We start from the raw sequence: 419 nt of genomic DNA on the forward strand, positions 1-419 counted from the left end.
TCGCCTACGACCTGCGCACCGAGTCCGAGCGCTCCTCGGCACCGGACGTCGTACCGTCCGGCGTGACGTACCGCGTCGCCGATGTCCTTGCGGGCTCCGACTTCCTCAGCACACCTCCGACGAGCGAGGAAGCGGCCACCCAGGCCATGGTGGACGCCGAGAAATTCATGGTCAGCGGGGACACCGCCCGCACCGCGTACACCTCCGTCTTCGACGGCATCACCGACGACGACCGGCACGGACTCCTCTACCACTGCACCGCCGGCAAGGACCGCACCGGCTGGTCGAGCGCCGCTCTCCTCACCGCACTCGGCGTGCCGCGCAAGACCGTGACGGACGACTACCTGGCCAGCAACACCTACCGCGCGAAGGCCAACGCGGACGCGCTCGCGGCACTGCCCCCGGAGCAGGCGAAGATC

The 419-nt window shown here is 69.7% G+C and carries 1 protein-coding gene; it reads left to right on the forward strand.

Annotated features, from left to right (window positions below; all coding sequences use genetic code 11):
* On the forward strand, positions 1–419 hold a 419-nt coding region (locus tag CCN72_RS41125; RefSeq protein WP_244174642.1), incomplete at both ends, for a tyrosine-protein phosphatase.

This window comes from Streptomyces murinus, assembly GCF_002154555.1.
In the GTDB taxonomy this organism is placed as follows: Bacteria; Actinomycetota; Actinomycetes; order Streptomycetales; family Streptomycetaceae; genus Streptomyces; species Streptomyces murinus.